Origin of the sequence: Synechococcus sp. R50.1 (assembly GCF_047462115.1) — a bacterium.
In the GTDB taxonomy this organism is placed as follows: domain Bacteria; phylum Cyanobacteriota; class Cyanobacteriia; order Thermostichales; family Thermostichaceae; genus Thermostichus.
Genome location: NZ_JANSIN010000028.1, coordinates 18,406 through 34,722, shown reverse-complemented (window position 1 = coordinate 34,722; position 16,317 = coordinate 18,406). Strand labels below are relative to the sequence as shown.

Here is a 16,317-nt window from a genome sequence, read left to right as displayed (position 1 = left end):
GTTTGGAAACAAACAGAATGCTATCGCTGCATAGTTGAACAGTGATGTTCAGCAGTGTTCAGCGTAAATGTATCAGGCCTTCAATCTTCGGAAAGTAAGCCGATGGGTACACCTGCACAGCCAAGATGGGATCCTAGATTCACAGTCTTCCCCAGAACTCCAGATGACAACTCCCCCCGAAAAGCCTGATCCCAAAATGAAATCGGGATCCCTGCCCTCTGCCCTGCGATCCGGGCTGAGCATTGCCCTGTTCCTGTTTTTGCTGGTGTTGGTTTCCTACTTGAGTCTTAACTTTCTGCTGGCCTTGGTGGACAAGCTCAGCTAACTGCTTACTTTGTAAACTGAGCAAACTGATCCCTCAGCATCACCCAGGTGCTGCCGGCCCAGATTTGCCGATAGCCCTTTGTCGCCGACGGCAGGAAAGATACACTGGATTTACAGGACTTAACACCTTCTCTCATTTGCCCCCTTGCCACCATGAGCCCCCTCTTTTGGTTGAGGCTGCCCTCTTGGGGATCCCTTAAGCTTTATTCCAGATCCTACTCTGGATCTCAACCAGGGCCGACCCTAGCCCGCCGGGATCCTTCCTGGAAGCGTTGGCTGCGCTATCTTTATCTGCGCCTGTTGCGGCTGCAATCGTCGCCAAAAGAAATTGCCCGTGGCTTGGCGGTAGGGGTTTTTGCCGGCTGTTTCCCCATCTTCGGCTTTCAAACGTTGGCCGCTCTGGTGTTGGCTGTTCCGTTTCGGGGCAACAAGCTGGCGGCGGCGGCAGGGACCTGGGTGAGTAACCCCTTCACCTATGTGCCCATCTATGCATTCAACTACCAGGTGGGAGAATGGCTACTGGGATCCCGAACTGTCCTTCCCACCACAGAGCTGGTGGCGGCCACCTGGCAAAACTGGATGCAGTGGGGCTTGGAGATGTCGGGCACGCTGTTTGTCGGCTGTGCGTTTGTCGGTTTTTGGGGATCCCTCGTCAGCTATTTTCTGGGGCTGTGGTTGGTGCAGCGGATTCGTCGGCGGCAGAAAATGGCCGGCAGGGGTCTGTGAATGGGCGCAAGGCGATTCAGAATCCCAACTGAGAACCCAATCCTGGACAGTCTGCAGGTGCAGAGATCCATCCGTTTTCACAGAGCTTTTCACAGATAAGGTCTCATGATGGAAGACATGCGAGCGTTGTTGACAGACCTCAGCCGTCGCTCCCAGCGATGGGGGGAGCAGTTGGGATCCGCTTTGCAGACGGGTATGAACCAGCTCACGCAAGCCCCTCAGCCCATTGTGTTGCTCTCTTCGCGGGAACTGGAGAAAATGCGGCGGGCTTGTCGCCTGGCGGCAGATCTGCTCAAGCACTTGGAGCCGATGGTGCGACCAGGGGTCACCACCCAAGAGCTTAACGACGAGGCCGAGCGATGGACGCGGGCGCATGGGGCCAGAAGCGCCCCTTTAGGCTACCATGGCTTTCCCAAGTCCATCTGCACCAGCGTCAACCACGTGGTTTGCCACGGCATTCCCAGCCCCAAGCAGATCCTGCGAGAAGGCGACATCATCAACATCGATGTCACCCCGGTTTTGGATGGCTACCATGGCGATACCTCCAAAACCTTCTTTGTCGGACAGCCTTCTGAGCGGGCGCGGCGCTTGGTGGAGGTGACCGAAGAATGTCTGCGGCGGGGCATTGCTGCTGTAAAGCCGGGGGGGAGAGTCGGCGACATTGGCGCTGCCATTCAAGAATATGCCGAGGCCCAGGGCTACAGCGTAGTGCGGGATTTTGTCGGGCATGGGGTGGGACGGCAATTCCACACGGCCCCCCAGATCCCCCACTACGGCGAGCGAGGAAAAGGGGAGAAACTCCGCCCCGGCATGGTGTTCACCATCGAGCCGATGATCAACGAGGGCACCTGGGAGGTGAAGGTGCTCTCCGACGGGTGGACGGCGGTAACTTTAGATGGCAAGCTCTCGGCGCAATTTGAACATACGGTCGCCGTTACCGAAACCGGTGTAGAGATCTTGACCCTGCCTTCCCAAAGCCCCTGAGCCGATCATGAACAGCGCCCCCGCTCTCCGCCTGCGCCTCTCCTCCGAGAACCTGCTGCTGCTGCTGGCGGCGGCAGTGGGGTTGGCCACGGGGCTGTTGGTGGTTGGATTTCGCTACTTGATTGGCTGGTGGCGCTATCTGCTGCAGGACACCCTCGTGGATGGCCTCGGCAGGGCTGCAGAACACTATGGCCTGTGGCTGCTGGGATCCTGGACACTGGCTCTGGCGCCGGTGCTGGGGGGCCTGCTGATCGGCGCTTTGGGGGCAGTTGTGCCCTTTCCCAACTTGAGCCTCTCCGGCTTGGTGAGTCCTGCTCGTCCTTTGGCACTTCAGCCCTGGTGGATCCCGCTCAAGCTCTTGGCGGCTGCCATCTCGTTGGGCGCGGGAGCTTCCCTTGGCCCTGAGGCCCCCAGTGTGGAAAGTGGCGCTTTGCTGGGATCCCTGCTGGGGCAAAACCTACGCCTCTCGCGGGAGCGGGTGCAACTGTTGATGGCTGCCGGAGCAGCGGCTGGCCTGGCGGCAGGGTTTAACGCGCCCATTGCCGGGGTGTTTTTGGCGCTGGAGCTGGCTTTGGCCCGCACCTTCACCACTTCTGCTGTCAGTGTGGTGGTGTTGGCGGCGGTGGTCTCCGCCTTGATCGCCCAGGTGGGGTTGGGGGCACAACCCGCTTTTCTTTTGCCCACCATCACCCAGCCGGCTTTTGTCTTGCCGGACTACGAGATCCACAGCTTGCTGGAGGTACCTCTGTATCTCGGCTTGGGCTTTTTGGCCAGCCTGGTTTCTATGGCCTTCAGCTACACCCTGGAGTGGGGCAAGCACCTGTTCAACAGTGGCCCCCTGGCGGCCTGGCCAGCTTGGAGCAAGCCCATTTTGGGGGGCGGGATCCTGGGCTGCGCAGGTTTGGGGATCCCGTTGGCGTTGGGGGTGGGCTATGAAACCATTGAGTCGATTCTGCAGGCCGTTCCCTTTTCTCTTGGCCATCTGGGCCTGCTCCTATTGGGCAAGCTGTTGCTGAGCGCTTTGAGCCTGGGCAGCGGCTTTGTGGGGGGAACCTTTGCCCCGGCTTTGTTCATGGGGGCAGTGCTGGGGGCAGGCTACGGTCAGGTGCTATCTCAAGCTTTGCCCTTGATTGCCTTGTCTCCCCCTGCTGCCTACGCCATGGTGGGCATGGCGGCGGTGTTGGCGGCCAGCGTGCGGGCTCCGCTAACGGCCATCTTGCTGCTGTTTGAGATGACGCGGGACTATCACATTGCGCTGCCGGTGATGGCGGCAGTGGGTTTGAGCATCTGGCTGACGGAGCAGTTGCATTCGCCGGCCATCTACCCTTCCGCCCGTCGCTATCGCCACGCAACGCTTGACGGAGTCCTTGGGCAGGAGCCTAGAGAGCTGACGGTGCAAGAGGTGATGGTGCCCCCATCTCTTTTGCTTCGGCAAGACACACCGCTGCGAGAAGCTCTGGAGAGTTTGCTGCAGCAAAAGTGCCATAGCGCGTTGGTGGTGGACGGACAGGAGCGGCTGCGGGGCATTCTCACCCTGGAAGACCTGGAGCGGGCCTTGGCCCACAAGGAGGCGGCGGAGTTGGCGGAGCTGACCGTGCAGGAGGTCAGCCAATCCCCAGTTCTCACCACCTTCCCCGATGAGGCGGTGGCAGTGGCAGCCGAGCCGATGTACGAATACGATTTGCGCCAATTGCCAGTGGTCTCGCGGGAAGACCCGGAGCAGATCGTCGGCCTGTTGGATCGAGAGCGGGTGCTGCTCTCCCAAGAGATTCAATCGGTGCGGCAAGCCCTGGAGTTGGAAGTTCCCCCAGCAGAGAGAGACGCCGGCAGGAACGGACAAGAGGGGATCCCAGATGCTTCTACTGCGCCCGCAGAATAGAGCCCTGCTGTCGGGATCAACGCTGCCGCCCAGAAGGGCAGGTGGGACGCAGCGGGCAGCGGCCACATTCGGGCATGCGGGCCTTGCAGATGCGCTTGCCCAGCCGGACAAAGTTGACGTGCAGGGAATAGGCTTTGCCTCTGGGGATCTGAGGGGAAAGCTGAGCAAAAGTGTCGTCGGGATGTTTGGCCCGCACCAAGCCCAGACGGTTGGCCACTCGATGCACATGGGTATCCACCGGGCAGAGATCCCGACCCAGCCCGAACAACAACACACAGGTGGCGGTCTTCAGCCCTACCCCTTTCAGGGAGAGCAAAAAATCGAGGGCGCCAGCATCGTCTAGCTCTCTTAGAAAGTCCAGACTCAGGGATCCCTGTCGTTCTTGAATGGCAGCCAGGATCTCCTGAATTCGGACTGCCTTGAGGTGGGCTAAGCCGCCGGAGCGGATCACCTGGGCCAGATCTGCCGGGTCGGCAGCCAAGACCGCTTCCCAAGAGGGAAAGGCGGCTTTGAGGGCGCGGAAGGCACGGCTGCTGTTGGCATCGGTGGTGTTCTGGGAAAGGATCGTGCCCACCAACTCGTCCAGGAGATCCGGGCGGGGGGAAAGCCCATCGGGAGCCCGCTGGGGGATCCCGAAGCACTGTTCTAGCCGCATCAACAGCGATTCCATCCTGTCGGCGGGCGGGAGTTCCGCCAGCAGGGCAGGGGGCTCCGCTGCTTGAGCGGGCGCAGGCGGGCAGTGGGAAAGACCATCCACTCTCTGCTGGACCACAGCTTAACGGGCAGAACTTTGGCGGATTTCCTGCAACAGACGGGCGATGGCCTTGCTGGCATTGGGGGGAGCTGTGGCTTGCAAGTGGGCGGCCATTTGGGCAACCACCTGCGGCTGAGCCAACCAGGTCAACACCGTTTGCCGCAGCAAGTCCAAGTTCTCTTCGGATTCTCGCATGACCACCCCCCCACCGCGCCCCACAAAGGCCAGAGCATTCTGATACTGATGATCCTCAGCGGCAAAGGGATAGGGGATCAAAATGGCTGGGGTGGCGGTGGTCAGCAACTCCGCCAGGCTCATGGCTCCGGCGCGGCTAATGGCAAAGTTGGCCCGCTGCAACAAGGCAGCTACATCTCGACGGAAAGGAAAGGGCCGGTAGCGGGGATGGCTGGGGATCCTGGCTTCCGGATCTTGAGCTTCGCTGCCGCCGGTCAAATGCACAATCCAGGCCCCCGCCTCCAACCAAGCTGGGGCACAGGTGGCCACCATGCGGTTGAGGCCCCGCGCCCCTTGGCTGCCCCCCATGACCACAATGAGGGGATCCCCGTCGGGAATGGGGAGGTCGGCAGGGAAAGGCTGGGGCGTGTAGAACTCGGCCCGCACTGGCGTGCCCACCACTTGGGCGGCCACCCCTGGCAAATGCTCTGCCGTCTCCGCCATGCCCAGCGCCACCACCTGACAAAATCTCCCCAGCCAACGGGTCACTTTGCCCGGGATCCGATTGGACTCGTGCAGCAACACCGGTACCCCCAGCGAACGGGCGGCCAAAATGGCCGGAGCGGCAATGTACCCACCGGTGGTCAGGACAATATCAAACCGTCCCGACATAAGGAGTCGGCGCACTTGTAGGGTGGCGCGGGCCAGTTGGGCCAAGGCTTGCAGCTTGCGGAGAGGGGATCCCTGCCAGCCCGACATGACGACTCGGTGCAAGGGATACCGCTCCCGCACCAGCTTCCCTTCCATGCGATCCGGCACCCCCAGCCATTCGATCTGCCAGTCAGGCAACTGCTCGGCAACGGCCAAGGCCGGAAAAATGTGGCCACCAGTGCCGCTGGCAGCAACCAGCAGCCGAGGGCGTGAAGCTGGATCCTTGGCGCGTGTGTCCACCCGTGTGCCGGTTAGGGATCCCTAAGATCTGATCTAGATCTTCAGGAGTTGTTGGAGCTGACATAGCGCAAGAGGGTGCCCCGCTGCCCCAGAATAAACCCCTGCTGGGGGCCAAAAAACTCAATACTGTAGAAGTTGGCGGGGATGTTGCTGAGTTTCTTGGCCTGCTCCCAGGTTTTGCCACCGTCAGGGCTGTGGATCAGGGTAGCGCCACCCCCCACCACCCACAGGTCGTGGTCGTTTTGATAGGCGGCATTGAGGTAGCCAAAGCTGAGGGCCCGCCCCGGACGCAGCGGCGACGACCACTGGCCGGAGGTGAAGTCATCGGTAAAGGCGATCTCCGCCCCTTGGTTCAATTTCCAAGCGCTGCCGTGGGGGCCAAAGCCCATGTTTTGAATGCGGCGGGAGCTTTCCCGCGGGTAGGGCTTCCAGGTGCGACTTTCAGGAGTGTACAGAAAGTAGAAGCTGCCCCGCGACGACACCGCCAGATATTCGCCTTCAGGGCCGCGGGCAATGTTTTTGATGGCCCCAATCGGCTCATCCACTTGGGCATGCCAGGTCTGACCGCCATCTTCGGTGCGGTAGATGGCCCCCACATTGGTCACCATTTCGGCGGCGCCAGGGCCCAGAGCCTGGATCAAGAGCGGCTCCCCTGGCAGTTGGTTGTTGAGGCGGATGGAAGTCCAGTCGGATCCCTCGTTCAGGGTGTGGAGGAGGATCTTCGGCTGCCCGGCCACCCAGCCTTCTGCCCCAGCAAAGCTAATGGAGGCCAGGTAGGCTTCCGGCTCCAGACCCGGCAGCTCCCGCACCTGCCAGTGCAGACCCCCATCGCGGGATTCCAGCAGCGTCGCCTTGTCTCCCACCAACCAGCCATGGGAAGGGGTGGTGCCGGTGAAGGCAATGTCCAGCAGAATGTTCTGGGTGGGCACTTCCACCTGCTCCCAGGGCACCACCCGCATGTTGGGCATCCCCGCCGCCATCAGCAGCACCGAGACAGCAATCAGCAGCACCAGCCTCAGGGGTTTGAACATCTTGACCCTCACTCGACGAAATAGAAACTCATCAAAAATAAAAATCCCAGCGCCAGTCCCAAGAAGATCAGCAGGTTCTTTTGAGCAGGGGTCATCACGTTCACCCCCAGGCCGTAGCGCAAGTTCTCTTGAAAACCGGAAGGCTTGCCCTTGGCGCCCACTGCTTGGAACGAGCGCTTACCGGCTCGGCACACCGGACATTTCCAATCGGCTGGCAATTCCTCAAACGGTACGCCCGCCGGGATCCGATTGAGCTGATCCCCCTTGGCCGGTTCGTAAACATAGCCACAAGAACGACATTCGTAGCGCTGCATCCGCAGGGGATCGCTGAGCTGCGCATCGGTTTCATCTTCCGGCAACTCAATGATCTTCGGTGTCTTGGGAGAACGGGGTTGAACACCGGGATCCGGTTGCGAGCCATTCATGGTCAGGGAGCCATCCGCATCGTCGATCCTATTATGAGAGGAATTGTTACAAAAATCTACTCAGACCCTTTCTTGTTGCTCAGGGGGATCCCGCACCAGCCTGGGATGCCGACCTGAAGAGACTTATCCGGTGGACACAGGGATCCACCTGGGGGATCCTATGTTATGTTTTGGCTATCCTGCCCTCAGTGTTGTGCAAGCGGGTGCCTTTCATGACCACGCCCCCTCGCCGACCGGCCCTCAATCACGTGCTCATCGTCAAGGATCGTCATGGGCCAAAAGCCTACTGGTTGACGGCTGAGCTCTACTCCTTAGGCCGGGATCCACGCAACAGCATTCGCATCGACTCCCAGTACGCCTCTCGCTACCACGCCATTTTGGTCAAAACAGAATCCCCCTCTTCTCCCGATGGGTTCACTTACCAAATCATCGACGGAGACATTCAGGGCACCCCCAGCACCAACGGCCTTTACGTGGGCGGGCAACGGGTGGAATTTCGGGATCTGGAGGACGGGGACGAAATTCAGTTTGGCAACGATGCCACCGCTACCTACTCGCTGCAGAACAAAGATCTGGATGAAATTCTGGCTACTTTTGAAAACACCCAGATCGTTGGGCTGTAGGAAGCTGCCTTCCCTGTTGGGTCTTGGCCTGTCCCGTCTGCATGCTGGTTGAAGGGTTAACCGGCGCTCGGAGAAGGGATCCCGTCGCCGTATTTTCGGGATCGCTTGCTGGTAAACTGTGTCATACGAAAAAACAAAGCTGGGATCCCTACTGTTTTATTGGGCTTTCTGCTTGCGGGATCCCTTCCTTCTGTTGTCTCTAAGGGAGGATCCATCTTGCGCCCCATCCTCATCGCCGGCAACTGGAAAATGCACAAGACTCAGGCTGAGGCTCGCGAGTTTCTGCGAGAGTTGGGCCTGGCTTTACGGTCATCGCCGTCAGGGTCAGCATCCCAGCGGCAGATCATCCTATGTGTGCCCTTTACAGACCTGGCGGTGGTGGCAGAGCAAAGCCGCGGATCCGACATAGCCGTGGGAGCACAAAACCTACATTGGGAGGATCAGGGAGCTTTTACCGGGGAAATTTCCGGCCCCATGCTGGCGGAATTGGGGGTGCGCTATGTCATCGTCGGCCACAGCGAACGGCGGCAGTACTTCGGCGAGACGGACGAAACCGTCAATCGGCGTCTGGCAGCCGCCCAGCGGCACGGCCTTACCCCCATCCTTTGTGTGGGAGAAAGCCAGCAGCAGCGGGAGCAAGGCTTGACCGAGTCTTGGATTGTGGGGCAGTTGGATCGCGCCTTGCAAGGGATCGATCTGGAGAACTTGGTGATTGCCTATGAGCCAATTTGGGCCATCGGCACCGGCCAGACTTGTGCAGCTCAAGAGGCCAACCGGGTCATCGGCTTGATCCGGCAACACCTGGGCAATGCCCAACTGCCCATTTTGTATGGCGGCTCGGTGAAGGCCGGCAACATCGATGAGCTGATGGCCCAGCCTGAGATCGACGGCGTGTTGGTGGGAGGGGCCAGCCTAGACCCCCAAGAGTTTGCCCGCATCGTTAACTTTCAGGCCCTAGCTCCCGCCTAGGCCGCTAGCGGGATTGTCCCCACAACAGGGCCACCGGGAAGGATTTCAAGACAACGCCCACCGGCAAGGTTTCGCCGGCAGGGATCCTTTCCTGGGTTAGCCCATTCACCCAGTCCAGCCGCTTCCAACGCGGCAGATGAATTTCGGTATCTGCCCAAACGGATTCTCCCAGAGGATCTTGGGTTTCGTCGATCAACTTTGTCAGGAAACGCGGCACCGCCGTGAGCAATACCTGCTTGCCGTGCTGACGGGCAAAAGCCACAATGTGGGCGGCATGGGATCCGCTGATTTGCAGAGGAATGTAGCTGCCCTCGAGAAACAATTGGGGCTGTTCCTGGCGGGCCTTGAGCACATGATGAATCAGAAACAGCTTAATGCGTCCGTCGCTGCGGTGTAGTAGCAAATCCGCAATGAGTTGGAGAGGATCCTGTTTAACCCGCCGCTGAATTTCTTCTAGATAGGCGAGGCGACGGGAAAAATCCACAGGCCGACGATTGTCGGGATCCACCATGCTCAAATCCCACAGCTCCGTGCCTTGGTAAATATCCGGGATCCCAGGGTTGGTGAGCTTGATCAGCGTCTGCGAGAGGGAATTAAAAATGCCAAAGTGGGCAACTTTCCGTTGGAAAGGCAAAAAGGACTCCAAAAAGGGGTTAGGGCCTTGAAGGATCCGTTCGATAAAAGCGGTAGTGGCTTCTTCGTATTCGGTATCGGGGCGAAGCCAAGCGGTGTGAACTTTAGCTTCCCGCACTGCTTTGATGGCATAGTCTTTGACCCGCTGTACGAACTGGGGCACCTCTTCCGGTTGGAAGGGATAGGAGCCGAGCAATGTCTGGTAGAGCAAATACTCGTCATTGCGATCCGGCAGTTCTGAGCGCTTGGCTTGTTTGCTGCGGACTTTGTAGCCGAGGTTCAGTTCATGCCAAAGGTTGATGTGCTTTTCCCACTCGGCGGGGATTTCAGAAAGTACATTCAGCCGGGCCCGCACATCTTCGCCACGCTTGGTGTCGTGGGTGGCAGAAGCATTCATGGACAGAGGCCACCGAGCTGCCCGCTCTTGATTAAAGCGGTGAAACTCTTGCACCGAAAGGCCAAAGCGACAGGGATCCCCACCAACTTCATTGAGAGATAAAAGGCGGTTGTACACATAAAAAGCAGTATCTTCCACCCCTTTGGCCATGAGAGGGCCGGCCAACTGCTGCAAGCGCATGGCAAAATAGATCTGCTCATGTTTCTCTTGGTCTGATAAATTGTCCAGAGACTCCAGGCAGAGAAAGCGCTGAATAAAATTCAGCTCATTCACCAAAACGGGCAGGTTCTCCTTGGCCTTCTCCACGGCTTGACAAATTACCTGTTGACCTTCTGGACTGAGGATCCCTTCGTGGATATAGACGCGGTAGACCGGAAAGCACACCAAAACTTCTACCAAAGCTCGACGTAAGCTGTAGAGGGTAAAGTCATTGGCATAGCGATGATGGCTGGTGATCTGCTTGAGCAAAAAAGCAAGATTATCCATATCCCCTGACAGGTTGCGCTCGATGATCAAGCGTTTTTTATCTTCGATAACCTGCTCTGGGGCATATCGCAGATTTGTGAAGTTTTGATAGAGAGAGTCAAAAGCCTCCGCATTTTCTTCTTGACAAAAGATGCCGTTGAGCTTAGCCAAAAAATCGTAACCCGTTGTGCCTTGAACCGGCCAGCTTTGGGGCAGACTTTCATTGGCCTCTAGTATTTTCTCTACCACGATGTAAAGATTTGGGCAGCGTTCCCGCAGGCGATGGAGATACTCTTCGGGATTGAACAAGCCATCGATATGATCGATGCGCAAACCATTAAATCGTCCCTGTTCTGCAAGCTTAAAGATAAGCTGATGGGTTTTGCGAAACACTTCGCGATCTTCTACCCGCAGCGAGATCAGCTCGTTAATGGTAAAGAAACGACGATAATTGATCTCCTCAGCACCCACCTTCCAGAAGGAAAGGCGAAAATTTTGCCGCGCCAGAAGACTATCCAGCAGGTCAAAGCTTGACGGATCCCCTGGCTTGCCGTTAAAGATGTCAATGTTCTCGTCAAAAAAGCTCTGGATAGGTTGGCTAGACGTGTAGAGTTCCCACAACGAATGCTTGGCAAAGCTAATTTGATCAGTGCGCTCTAGGAGATCTTCCTTGCTGGGAATGAATTTCAGGCTGAAGAGGATCCCGAGTAACTTGACGTAGTCGGGATGGCTGCGTCCCAATTTTCGCCGCAGCTTGCTCAGGTTGTAGGTAAAAACATCCGCATAGGTGTCAATATTGAGGGGGAACCTCAAGTTGTAGTAGTTAATACTTAGGCCATCGGCATCATAACGAAGCTGGATTTGACCCGACTCCAAACATTTGTCGTAGAAATCTCCCAAGAAAGGGGCTAAGATTCTGCCTTTGATCCCCAGGTAAGAGTGATTCCAATTCACATCAAAGTAGTCAACAAAATCTGAGTTGGGGCCACTCTCCAGAACATCCATGAGCATCTGGTTCTGGCCATCGTAGGCCATGTGATTGGGCACAATGTCCTGGATCCAGCCTATTCCCTGCTGATTGAGGGCTTCCCACAAGAGCTCAAACTTTTCGCTTCCCCCCAGTTCCTGGTTAATCTGCCTGGGATCCACCACGTCGTAGCCGTGGGTGCTGCCTTTGCGGGCTTGGAAGATGGGAGAGGCATACAAGTCACTGATGCCCAGCAGCTTCAGGTAGGGAACAATCTGTCGTGCTGCGTCGAAGTCAAACCCAGCATGAAACTGAATGCGATAGGTGGAAGTCGGGATCCGCATGATGACCTTAGAACAATGACAAAGAAGCCGAGCTTGCCAACGGCATAGGGTCAAGAGAACAGATGTATCTAGGGTAGCGGCTAAGATCAAGGAGTCCTGCAGGGGAGAGGCGAGGTTAGTGAACTTGTCAAGGCCACAGAGGAGCGCTTCACCCCCGGTAAGGGGGCCGGCAAGGATGGCGAGGTGGGCAGGGATCCTGCTCGTGGGTGGGCTGATGGGGAGTTGGCGGAGTGAGGCAACCTGGGCAGAAAGCGAGTTTCGGGTGGGGAGTGAGCTGGTTTTGACCCTGCGCACCCCCGATGCCCCCGCTCGCCTCCGTCTGCTGAAGCAACGGTTGGAAGAGATTTTGCTACAGGCCAGCAGCCCTCAGGTGCAGGTCAGTCTGGATATCCCCAGTCCCAATCCCTCGACGACCGGCAGCGGGGATCCCCCAGCTCAAGCCGCTCGGATTCTTTTGAACCAGCAACTGCTGTTGGAGGTAACTCCAGCCGATGCAGAGGCTCATGCTGCTCCCCAACCGGCAGATCTGGCAAGGATCTGGGCGGATCGCCTGCAAACGGTGTTCAACCAGGAATCCAGTCGGCAGCAACTGTTTTTGGGATTGGGGCTGCCCCCGCACTTGACCTGGCAAGGGCGACTCTATCGCCGCGCTGAGCGTGCTGCCGCCGATACTGGGCGCTTTGTTACCGATGGCACTCGCATTCAAGATCATGTGGTCTATTGGGAGATCCCCTCTGGAGAAAACCCGTTTGATTTTACTGACAAGCCGACCCTGTCGGATCCGCCGCCGGAGCGGCTATTTTTGTTGAATCGCCACCGCCAGTTTGTGCCCTACGAGTTGTAACCGAAGTCCTTTCTCCCTCTGTTGTCTATTGTCTATGTCGTCCATTCAACGAGAACCTCGGATTCTGTTGGGCCTGCGGGCCGACCAATTTCGTCATCCCGTGGATCTGCAAGCCACCCGCTCTCTGCAGCAAGTGCCGGGGCTGGGCCTGCTGATTCAAAATTGGCTTGGCTCAACGGCAGGACAGATATTTTATCTGGACAACATTGCTTCCAGCATCCAAATTAACGAGCATCAGTTGCCGGAAATTCATCAGCTTTTGGTGCAGGCCTGTCGCATCTTGGATCTGGAGGTGCCCCAGCTCTACGTGCGGCAGAACCCCACGCCCAATGCTTACACCTTTGCCATGCAGGGGAAAAAGCCCTTCATTGTCTTGCACAGCTCTCTGCTGGATCTGTTGGAGCCGCCGGAAATTCAGGCCGTGATCGCTCATGAGTTGGGCCACTTGAAGTGCAATCACGGGGTCTACTTGACGATGGCCAACATTCTCATGCTCTCCACCAGCTTGCTCCCCTTCGGGGGGTTGTTTTATCAGGCGTTGCAGGATCAACTGATGCACTGGCTGCGGTGTGCCGAGTTTACCTGTGACCGGGCGGCGCTGTTGGTAGCCCAAGATGCCAAGACGGTGATCTCGGTGTTGATGAAATTGTGTGGGGGATCCCCGCAATTGGCCCCCAAGCTGAACGTGGACGCCTTTTTGGAGCAGGCCCGCACTTATGATGAGCTGGACGGGGATCTGTGGCAGATGGAGCTGAAGCAGATGCAAACTGTGGGGCGCACCCATCCGCTGCCGGTGCTGCGGGCCAGAGAAATCGAGCGTTGGTTCCGCAGCAACACCTATCAGCAGATCCTGGAGCTCCAGGGATTGGGCTCCGCACCGCGGACGTCAACGGCTGCTTCGTAAACTACCCGACTCCGACCGCTAAAGCAGTACAGAGCGGGCTTTTAGTAGCCCTGCAGTTGGCAAGCCAACCACGAGCCTCTGGGGTGGTTTACAGCACCCCCAATCGACCGTTACCAGTGCCTTAAACAACCGTTTCTGGTGTCCGCAGTACAATTATAACCATGGAGGCGGACTTTCCTCTCGACACTGATCCTACCGGTACAGCACGGGGCTCCTGCGATTTCTAGCTGAGTGCTCAAGATGGATCCCTCTCATGTGCCCCTGGGTTTGCCGCTCATCTTGGGGGAGGTGCTTTTCGACTGCTTCCCCACAGAGATTGTGCTGGGCGGAGCAGCTTTGAATGTGGCTTGGAACCTCAAGGGGCTGGGATCCGATCCCCTCTTGCTCAGTCGTGTTGGCCAAGACGAGGCCGCCAGAGAGCTGCTGGGGGCCTTGCGACGGCAGGGGCTGCGCCTGGAGGGTCTGCAGCAGGATTCTGTTCACCCTACCGGCAAGGTTCAAGTAACCCTGGATGAGCAAGGGATCCCCACCTTCGCCATCTTGCCCGACCAAGCCTACGACTACATCCAGTTGGATATCGGGGCTCTGCAAGCTCTCCAGCCCAGCCTGCTCTACCGGGGCAGCTTGGCAGCCCGCCGGGAGGCAGCCCATCGCCACTTTCAAGAGGGGATCCCCGCTTTGGGCTGTCCCGTGTTTCTGGATCTCAACCTGCGGGATCCCTGGTGGCATCCAGACGCCATCCAGGAGATGCTGCGCACCTGCACTTGGCTGAAGCTGAACCAGGCAGAGCTGGAACAAGTAGCCCGGCTGGAAGGGATCCCTGCCGGAGACGTGCTGGAGCAAGGGCAGATCCTACAGGCCCACCTGAACCTGAAAGGTCTATTTTTGACTCTGGGGGCGGCAGGCGCACTGCTGATCACCCCTGCTCAGGTCTATCGGGCCGACCCAGTGCCCGCGCCTCAGCTGGTGGATACGGTGGGGGCGGGAGATGCATTTAGCGCCGTGGCCATCCTGGGGCTGTTGCGGGGATGGCCGGAGGCGATTCTGGTGCAACGGGCCGTGCAATTTGCGGCGGCCATCTGCGGGATCCCGGGGGGAGCGCCTGCGGATCCGGAGTTTTACCGGCCCTTCCGGCAGGCATGGGAGATCCAGGAGATCCAGAGGCCAAGGGTTCAATGAAACTGGCGCAGGTGAAACTGGGCGTAGCGACCCCCTTTGCCCAGCAATTCTCGGTGATTTCCCTGCTCCAGCAATTGCCCCTGCTCCAAGACGAAAATGCGGTGGGCGGTGCGCACTGTCGAGAGGCGGTGGGCAATCACAAAAACGGTGCAGCGTTGCATCAGCCGTTGCAGCGCTTCCTGCACCAACGCTTCTGACTCGTTGTCCAAAGCCGAGGTGGCCTCGTCCAGGATCAAGATCTTGGGGTTGAGGAGCACGGCGCGGGCAATGGCCAGCCGTTGCCGTTGTCCACCGGAGAGGGTGACCCCCCGTTCTCCCACGCGGGTGGCGTAGCCATCGGGCAAGCTCTCGATAAAGGTGTCGATGTTGGCCACCTGGGCCGCCTGGCGTACCGCTTCCAGGTCAAAATGCTCTTGTCCGTAGGCGATGTTGCTGGCAATGGTTCCCGAAAACAGGGTGATCTCCTGTGGCACAATGCCGATCTGCCGGCGCAGGCTCTTGAGGGTGACGGTGCGGATGTCGATGCCGTCGATGCGGATGCAGCCCTGCTGGGGATCGTAAAAGCGGGGAATCAGGCTCACCAAGGTGGATTTGCCGGCGCCGGAGGATCCCACCAGGGCCACAATCTCGCCGGGAGACACCTGAAAGCTGATCTGTTTGAGCACCGGCTGATCCGGTTTGTAGGCAAAGGAAACTTGGTCGAACTCCACCCAACCCTGAATGGGAGGCATGGGGCGGGCCCCGGGCAGCTCCCGGATTTGGGAGCGGGTGTTTAGCAGCTCGAAAATCCGCTCCACCGAAGCCTCACCCTGTTTCAGCTCGCTGTAGTTGTTGGTGATATGAACAATAGGGTCGATCAACATCGCAACACCGGCGATAAAGCCGAGAAACTGGCTGCCGGTCAGGTTGCCCTGGCTAATTTGCCAGCCGCCCACCCAAAACACCCCCAACACGCTCATGGCGTACAGAAAACCCACCACCGGGTCTTGGATGGCTCTCATCTGTTCGGTCTGAAACCGGGCCAGGCGGTTGCTTTCGGCAATGGCACTGAAGCGGCGAATTTCGTAGTCCTCAGCCGCAAAGGCGCGAGTGAGGCTGATGCCAGCAAACACTTCAGTCAAGAGGGCGGCCAAATCCGACATCTTCTCTTGGTTGAGGCGGGAGCGAAACAAAAGGCGATCCCCAAACCAACTGATCAAGGCTCCCATCAGGGGGGCTATCAGCAAGGTGGTCAAGGTGAGAATGCCGTTGAGATAGAACAGGTAGGCCACCACCGCCAAGATGGTGAGCACGCTGGGGATGAAGCGATGGAAAAATCGTTGCACCACCTCTCCCACCCGATCCAGATCCCCCGTAAGGCGATAGACCAGATCGCCAGTGCGGCTGCCGGAAAAATAGTCCACATCCAGTGCCTGCAGGTGGGCATAGATCTGTTGGCGCAATTCCAAAACCATTTGCAAGGAGGCCCTCGCCATCAGGGTGTCTTGGCCATATTGGAAAGCGCCGCGCACCAAGAAAAACACCACCCCAATCAAGGCCAGCATCCGCAGTTGCCCCAGATCCCCGGCACCGATGGAGCGGGCCACCCACTCGATCAAGTAGGCGAGGGCGGGCATGGTTAGCACAAAGCCAAGGGTACAGGTTAGCCCCAGCAACAACATCCACAGGTGGGGCCGGATAAAGGGAATGAGACGGCGATAGCTACGACCCGGATGCACAAATCACAAACCAGAAGGGCCTCTGA

The 16,317-nt window shown here is 58.3% G+C and carries 15 protein-coding genes; 9 read left to right on the top strand and 6 right to left on the bottom strand.

Annotation, left to right across the window (positions count from 1 at the left end):
• Positions 1–163 precede the first annotated feature (163 nt).
• The 4 genes from NW870_RS08575 to NW870_RS08560 all read left to right on the top strand — a co-directional run bounded on the left by NW870_RS08575 (position 164) and on the right by NW870_RS08560 (position 3,913).
• Positions 164–325, top strand: coding sequence for a hypothetical protein (locus tag NW870_RS08575; RefSeq protein WP_414374865.1), 162 nt, complete (start codon positions 164–166; stop codon positions 323–325).
• 152 nt (positions 326–477) lie between these two features.
• The gene (locus NW870_RS08570; RefSeq protein WP_414374863.1) at positions 478–1,050 is read left to right on the top strand and encodes a DUF2062 domain-containing protein; all 573 of its coding nucleotides are present in this window, start codon (positions 478–480) and stop codon (positions 1,048–1,050) included.
• Positions 1,051–1,245: 195 nt separating this feature from the next.
• Entirely contained in the window at positions 1,246–2,034 is a 789-nt protein-coding gene (gene map / locus NW870_RS08565) for a type I methionyl aminopeptidase (protein ID WP_011433730.1), read from the top strand.
• Between the two features lie 7 nt (positions 2,035–2,041).
• Positions 2,042–3,913 carry a chloride channel protein gene (locus NW870_RS08560; RefSeq protein WP_414374861.1) on the top strand — a complete coding sequence of 624 codons (1,872 nt, stop codon included), beginning with the start codon at positions 2,042–2,044 and terminating at the stop codon, positions 3,911–3,913.
• Between the two features lie 16 nt (positions 3,914–3,929).
• Here NW870_RS08560 and NW870_RS08555 read toward each other — a convergent pair whose 3' ends face one another.
• From NW870_RS08555 to NW870_RS08540, 4 genes are read right to left on the bottom strand one after another with little or no spacing between them, the layout of a single operon-like run.
• Positions 3,930–4,685 carry an endonuclease III domain-containing protein gene (locus NW870_RS08555; protein ID WP_414374859.1) on the bottom strand — a complete coding sequence of 252 codons (756 nt, stop codon included), beginning with the start codon at positions 4,683–4,685 and terminating at the stop codon, positions 3,930–3,932.
• Between the two features lie 3 nt (positions 4,686–4,688).
• Positions 4,689–5,792, bottom strand: a complete 1,104-nt coding sequence (gene murG / locus NW870_RS08550; protein WP_414374857.1) for an undecaprenyldiphospho-muramoylpentapeptide beta-N-acetylglucosaminyltransferase — start codon at positions 5,790–5,792, stop codon at positions 4,689–4,691.
• A gap of 41 nt (positions 5,793–5,833) precedes the next feature.
• Positions 5,834–6,823, bottom strand: coding sequence for a photosynthesis system II assembly factor Ycf48 (locus tag NW870_RS08545; RefSeq protein ID WP_414374855.1), 990 nt, complete (start codon positions 6,821–6,823; stop codon positions 5,834–5,836).
• Between the two features lie 8 nt (positions 6,824–6,831).
• Positions 6,832–7,248 carry a rubredoxin gene (locus NW870_RS08540; protein ID WP_414374853.1) on the bottom strand — a complete coding sequence of 139 codons (417 nt, stop codon included), beginning with the start codon at positions 7,246–7,248 and terminating at the stop codon, positions 6,832–6,834.
• A gap of 212 nt (positions 7,249–7,460) precedes the next feature.
• On the opposite strand from NW870_RS08540, the gene NW870_RS08535 reads away from it, so the two are divergent.
• Entirely contained in the window at positions 7,461–7,871 is a 411-nt protein-coding gene (locus tag NW870_RS08535; protein ID WP_414374851.1) for an FHA domain-containing protein, read from the top strand.
• Positions 7,872–8,087: 216 nt separating this feature from the next.
• A complete protein-coding gene (gene tpiA / locus NW870_RS08530; protein WP_011433738.1) occupies positions 8,088–8,840 on the top strand; it encodes a triose-phosphate isomerase in 753 nt (250 codons plus the stop codon).
• A gap of 4 nt (positions 8,841–8,844) precedes the next feature.
• Here tpiA and treY read toward each other — a convergent pair whose 3' ends face one another.
• A complete protein-coding gene (gene treY / locus NW870_RS08525; protein ID WP_414374849.1) occupies positions 8,845–11,646 on the bottom strand; it encodes a malto-oligosyltrehalose synthase in 2,802 nt (933 codons plus the stop codon).
• A gap of 175 nt (positions 11,647–11,821) precedes the next feature.
• Between treY and NW870_RS08520 the strand changes: the two genes are divergently transcribed.
• The 3 genes from NW870_RS08520 to NW870_RS08510 all read left to right on the top strand — a co-directional run bounded on the left by NW870_RS08520 (position 11,822) and on the right by NW870_RS08510 (position 14,573).
• Entirely contained in the window at positions 11,822–12,490 is a 669-nt protein-coding gene (locus NW870_RS08520; RefSeq protein WP_011433740.1) for a hypothetical protein, read from the top strand.
• A gap of 34 nt (positions 12,491–12,524) precedes the next feature.
• On the top strand, positions 12,525–13,394 hold the full coding sequence (locus tag NW870_RS08515) for a M48 family metallopeptidase (RefSeq protein WP_414374847.1): 870 nt from the start codon (positions 12,525–12,527) through the stop codon (positions 13,392–13,394).
• Between the two features lie 240 nt (positions 13,395–13,634).
• Positions 13,635–14,573, top strand: a complete 939-nt coding sequence (locus tag NW870_RS08510) for a PfkB family carbohydrate kinase (protein WP_414374845.1) — start codon at positions 13,635–13,637, stop codon at positions 14,571–14,573.
• Here NW870_RS08510 and NW870_RS08505 read toward each other — a convergent pair.
• Positions 14,567–16,291: an ABC transporter ATP-binding protein gene (locus NW870_RS08505; protein WP_414374844.1), complete on the bottom strand. Its 1,725-nt coding sequence runs from the start codon at positions 16,289–16,291 to the stop codon at positions 14,567–14,569. The genes NW870_RS08510 and NW870_RS08505 overlap by 7 nt on opposite strands.
• Positions 16,292–16,317: the final 26 nt, after the last annotated feature.